The organism is Fulvivirga aurantia (assembly GCF_009711475.1).
GTDB lineage: Bacteria > Bacteroidota > Bacteroidia > Cytophagales > Cyclobacteriaceae > Fulvivirga > Fulvivirga aurantia.
In genome coordinates, this window is sequence record NZ_SMMD01000703.1 from 1 (window position 1) to 5923 (window position 5923).

Here is a 5923-nt window from a genome sequence, read left to right on the forward strand (position 1 = left end):
AGGGGGCATGCATTACATTTAAGGATAAGAACAACGTCATCGGTCAACATTCTCCGTCTTTCTTGCAAAGAAACCCAACTTGTCCAGATCTAAAGGGAAGATCATCATAGCCATCCATTTTGTCCACTCTGAATCCTACTTCAATCAAAATTTCCTCTATGTCCTTTTTTTTGAACAGTTTTTGTTTGTGTACCTCTTTACTCTTTCGATAGTGGTCACCGTCTTTAAGGAACAAGGTAATTGCTCGTGTCAATATACTTTCATTTTTTTCTACGTTTACTGATAGAAAAATTGTCCATAAATCTTGCTCTATAACTTTTGAGTTGATCTGGGAGGTTTGCAAGATTTCGGTGGTGAGGATGTCAAAAACCAGGTAGCCCTGAGGCCTCAACGCATTGTATATTCGGGATATCAAATCTTTTAATTCATTTAAATCTCCCTTGTTGGCAAACAGATAGTTGAAACACTCACCAATTGAACAGACGATGTCGCATTGAGGGATTTGAAAGTCATAAATTGACTCAACGAGAAACTTAGTCTCTGGAGAATTTTGCTTAGCAAGCTCAATCATAGCAGCGGAATAATCAACCCCAATAATGTTTATAGGTGACTCAGCGAGTTCTTGCTCCAGTCTTCCGCTGCCACACCCGAGGTCTACCAACAATTCTGCTCTGGGATTTTCACCCATGAGGCTGGCTATCACTTTAGTAGCTTTCTTTGCAAATTGTGAGTGTCCCTGGTCATGAACAAAGGCCAGATCTTTGCCATAATAAGCTGTGTTGTTTAAGTTGTCCATATGCCCGCTGCTACTCTCCATACCGATAGTGCCCGATGATCTTAAAGTCAAATAACATATCTTCTAAAACCTGACCGCTGCCAATATTGTGGATAATCATTGGTCGTAAGGTGTCTGTAGCTTTTTTAGTGGAAACGATACCTATATGCGTCATGCCACCGCTCAATTGCCAGCAAACAATATCGCCTGGCTGATAATTAGTAGGATTTTCGTTGATTGAAAGGGTCTTACCATATCGCCCGAAAAATGTCATAAGGTTTGGCACTCGTCTGTGGTCAATATTCTTATCAGGATGTGTTAACCCCCAATTTTTAGGATATAAGTCAAAATGAGCTTTCATGTCTTCATGTACTTCCTTCTGTAAGTCAATGCCGATTTTTCGGTATGCCCTGATAACTACATCGGTACAAACGCCCTTATTAGCAGGCACATCTCCATTGGGGTAATCAAGCCGAAAATAAGAGGGATCATAAATAACCTGTTGATTGGTGAGTGTGAGCGTAGAGTCTGCAAGCGCTCTGTAAAAGTCTGTTTGCGCAAATACTGAACTACTTAAGAACAGAAGGGAGAATATGTGGAGTAGTTTCAGCTTCATTTTAGATATAACGACTATTTTATTCTCACCTTATAATTCTATGGATTTTCGTTTCTAATAATCTTTACAATTCTGTTATTAATTATTTCTGATAGGTTCCAGTTGAGTAGTTTAGCGTCTGTTGTGTTGTAGAATTGAACGACAACGGCATCAATATCTTTGTAATAATTGGCGAAACTCTGGTATCCTGGAACCCAACCGCCATGTTCAAATTCATAGATGGAAGCATAGATTTCTTGCTCTCCTTTTTCAAATATAGAACCATCGTTTAAAGCTCTCATAAAAGTGCCTAAATCGTCAGCGGTGGCTAACATACCATGTTCGTCCTTTTTTAAATCATATGGATGATCTACATGATAACCACTCATTACATCGTCTAAATTCACATCATTGAGTGAGCTGAAGGTATTGTTAAGATTTAGAGGGACTAAAATTTCTTCCTTTATGAATTGAAAATTATCATAGCCAAGTTCATCATCCATTATCTTATTGAGCAGAAGATAATTGGTGTTACAGTACTCATAATCTTCACCGGGCTCAAAGTTGGCTGGTTTATCTAAAATCAACGACAGGCTTTCTTCGTAGCTCTTTGTTGGTTCTGACCAAAAATTAGGAGCATCCGTAAAATTAGGAATGCCACTTCTGTGCTGAATGAGTAGTCTCAAAGTGATTTTATCAACGTTTTCGATTCTTCCTACCAAATTTGGCAGATAATCAGCAATGGTCTTATCTAAAGAAAGCCGTCCATCGCTTACCAGTTTTGTTACGGCTACGGCATCATAGAGCTTACTAATACTGGCAATTTTAAACAGTGCATGAGGATTGGCAACTGTCTTGGTTTCTCTATTGTGCCAGCCGGAAGCTAAATATTGAGGCGGCTTACCAGCCTGGTCTACGTAAACGATAACACCCTCAAAGCCTTGCTCAACGGCCTCGTCTAATTGCCCTTGAAGCGTATCGGGTAGCGGAAGGAGCCAGGCTTTGACCAAAATCCATGGTACGAAGAATAAAGAAATGATAGTACCAACTAACAATGTAATCCTCACGATTAGCGTTTTTCTCTTTTTGGTCATCGATATAAGGTTAGTGTGATACTGCCCTTATTGACAATTGGGCGGGTTAGAAAGTGAAAGTAATACAATCTTACGATTCTCAAGGAGTAGTGTTACATATCGTGTGAATAGTGACAGTTTCTTATTCGCTCTCAGTTTTTAAATAAGTGATCGGGTTTAGGTAAAACATCTTCTTCCAACCTTGTGGACCAGTGTCTATTCGCCAAACATAAGGCAGTAAAGTAACTATTGAATAATGAACGTGTGGGGGTTTTCCTTTGGCATTGCCGCTATCTCCAACTGTGCCAATTTTGTCGTTTCTATTGGTCCACCCAAAAGAGGCTGTGATTTCATCTAAATGCGCATAGTAGTGTATTCGCCATTTCGGCCCTAAAATAATGACAATTTTACCACCCATTTTTATCTTACCGGTGTAGAGTATGAGCCCTGATGTTGAAGCGTTTAGGTTAGTACCCTTCTTGGCAAAGATGTCAACGCCTTTATGTGTTCCTGATTTGCCCCAAGGGTAATACCAAAATGATTGCTGATTATAATCCTTGGCCGAAGCATTCTCTACGGGCATTGTAAAATGTTGTGGAATCAATAGACCAGCGATCAGTATGCATAGCAGGCCTATTAGTATTTCGGTTCTTCGTTTCAAAAAGTCAGCTTAAGATTCATAATTTCGTTTTAGTCAAGATGCCATTTAATGTTCAAGATGTCAACAATCCAAGACTTCATTGCCAAATTGTCGTTGTTCATTCTAACATTCATGTTCTTTCAAATTATATGCAATTAGATATAAATAGATGAAATAGGATTGATCTATATTCTTTTGCATATAGCTATAACTTAATCTTCAAATTCCCTGAGGATTTTCAGTGGTAGACGAGAACAAGCTATTATTTAATCATCCTTAGCAGCAGGTTTTATCCTAATAAGCTTTCCATTTGGTTCGTCTGTTAGCATGTAGAGTTTGCCATTTGGGCTTTGAGCTACTTTTCGTGAACGCACTCTATCGTTTACAAATAATTCCTCTACATGAATGGGTGTAGTTCCATCTAGTTTTATTCTCCACAAGCTACCTCGTGACAAACCAGCCAAAATAATGTCGCCTTGCCAGGCAGGAAATTCTGATCCTCTATAAATGCACAAGCCTGTTGGCGCTATGGTCTGCAGCCAGTAGTGTTGAGGTGCTGTAAATTCTACATTCTCCATTATTGGCGGTTCATAGTTAGAGTTCCTGTATTTTCCTGTAGTCTTGATTGGCCAGCCATAGTTGGCTCCTTTTTGCAAAAGGTTGAGTTCATCTCCTTGAACAGAGCCATGTTCACTAAACCATAGCATGCCGGTTAGTGTATCAAGTGCAATTCCCTGGGCGGCTCTTATACCTGTAGCATAAATGCTTGATATTTTTTCATTTCCAAAATCAGGATTGTCTGTAGGGATGCTGCCATCATCATTTAGTCTGTGGATTTTTCCTCGTTTATCATCTAAATCTTGAGCAATGGGAAGGGTAGGTTGTTCATTTTCATTGTAATACCGCTCTCCAATTGTGAAATATAATTTGCTGTCTTTCCCAAACACCATTCCGCCACCATAGTGAAAAAGGTCAAACCGATAGGGGTCTGCTACAAAGATGGTTTCAATATTTGTCAGAGAGTCATCGTTAAGTTTAGCCCTTATAATTTTAGTGGTTGTTCCATTTGAATTTTCAGCTGCATAGGAAATGTAAATGAGTTGATTGCTCTTGAAATTTGGGTGTTGTACCACCTCGAACAAGCCTGAATTATCACGAAAATCTTTTACCCTGATGCTATCAACCAAATCAGAAGGAAACCCTTTTATTTTAATTCTGGACTTGTCTTTTAGATTGGCTTTTATCAGATCTCCGTCCTTTTCTGTGATTAAAACTTCATCCTCGCTAAGGAATGAAATGCTCCAGGGATGTCTTAAGCTATCAAGGACGATCTCTTTTACGGGGGTAGGGTTAAAAACCTGATTCTTCTGATCGATTTTTTTGCAGGATTGAAATAAAACCAGGAAAAGAGAAACAACTAATACAGATTTCTTCATTTTTCTTCAGGTTGCTGTTTAAGGTAAGTGTATGGTAAGTAGGGCATTTCGAAGACTAAGTTTGTTAAGAGCCAAAAACTTGCGGTAACCACTATCCACCCTATATTTTATTCCCAATTTAATTATTTATTTTTAGGATTACAGTATGATGAAATCTTATCCAAATCACCATTTGTATTGAATTCATAAACATCGCAGGCTTGCCACTACTCAGAGTCACTCGTAGAGGACTCTGAGGGAGATAAAATGTTAGCAACTGGCTTATTCTCAGTTAAAATGCATTTTCATTCCTTCAAATTAAGAAGGTAATGGAATTTGAAGATTTCCCCTTTTCTTTCCAAGTTCATTATCCAACAATTACTGAAACATTACTTTCTGTTGCTTTTCTAAAGTTCATTTTACAGCTCAGGTTTTCACTTTTGCCCACGGTTAGTTTATGCGTAGTGCAACCGAAGGGAACATTATCGCATATACTAAATTGTGTGCTTTTTTAATCAGGTATCAAAACTATCTTGCTTGAACTTTTACCACTTTCCAGATACTCATGTGCTTTTTTTCCTTCAGAAAGTTTGAATTGAACAGGTGTCTTAATTTTTATAATCCCATCAGAAATAAGTCCGAACAAGGCTTCAGCTCTTTTTTTCCGTTCTTCTTCGGTTGTCAAATAGCTCCACAAATCACCTCCTGTCAAAGTCTTACTTGAATCCATTAACATTCTGGGGTCTACAGGATTTGGGTCTCCTCCGCTCATTCCATAAAATACAACATGTCCACAATCTTTAGTTACTTCGAAACTATCCATTAAAGTAGCGCCAACACTGTCAAAAACCACATCTACTCCTTCCCCTTTTGTTAAATCATCTATTTTTTGCTTCCAGTCTCCATCAAGCAGAATAGCATAATCGGCATTACAACTCAAAATAGTATCTATTTTAGCTTGGCTTCTCGTCAGTCCAATAACTTTAGCTCCTTTGTACTTACAAATTTGAGTTAGTATTTGCCCAACTCCGCCAGAAGCAGCATGAATTAATACTAAATCATTTTTTTTAACTTGGTAACTATCATTTGATAAATAGTGCGCTGTCAGTCCTTGTAATAGGATTGACCCAGCTAATACAAAATCGAATTGTTTTGGGACTGGAATTGCATGAGTTTCAGGCACAACGATAAACTCTGCATTCGCATACGGAACATCGGTGTAGGCAACTCTATCACCTACTTTGTAATGTTTAGACTTTGACTCGACAATTTCACCGGCTCCTTCATAGCCAGCAATGTACGGAGGTTCTCCTTTGAGATGGTAATTCCCCTTTCTTCTGTAAATATCAGCATAGTTTAAGCCAATAGCTTTATTTTTTATTAAGACTTCTCCTTCTTTAATGGAAGGTGTTGAAACTTCTATGT

General features: G+C 38.4%; 6 protein-coding genes. All 6 read right to left on the minus strand.

What is annotated here, in order from left to right; genetic code table 11:
- Positions 1-43: 43 nt before the first annotated feature.
- On the minus strand, positions 44-796 hold the full coding sequence (locus E1176_RS07710) for a class I SAM-dependent methyltransferase (RefSeq protein WP_185152692.1): 753 nt from the start codon (positions 794-796) through the stop codon (positions 44-46).
- A gap of 10 nt (positions 797-806) precedes the next feature.
- Complete coding sequence (locus E1176_RS07715) at positions 807-1391, minus strand: DUF1287 domain-containing protein (protein ID WP_155210035.1); 585 nt, start codon at positions 1389-1391, stop codon at positions 807-809.
- 38 nt (positions 1392-1429) lie between these two features.
- Positions 1430-2464: a serine hydrolase domain-containing protein gene (locus tag E1176_RS07720; protein WP_155210036.1), complete on the minus strand. Its 1035-nt coding sequence runs from the start codon at positions 2462-2464 to the stop codon at positions 1430-1432.
- 121 nt (positions 2465-2585) lie between these two features.
- Positions 2586-3104: a M23 family metallopeptidase gene (locus E1176_RS07725; RefSeq protein ID WP_155210037.1), complete on the minus strand. Its 519-nt coding sequence runs from the start codon at positions 3102-3104 to the stop codon at positions 2586-2588.
- A gap of 245 nt (positions 3105-3349) precedes the next feature.
- Positions 3350-4519, minus strand: coding sequence for a PQQ-dependent sugar dehydrogenase (locus E1176_RS07730; RefSeq protein WP_155210038.1), 1170 nt, complete (start codon positions 4517-4519; stop codon positions 3350-3352).
- A gap of 490 nt (positions 4520-5009) precedes the next feature.
- The coding region (locus E1176_RS07735) for a quinone oxidoreductase family protein (protein ID WP_155210039.1) at positions 5010-5923 on the minus strand (914 nt) is incomplete at its 5' end.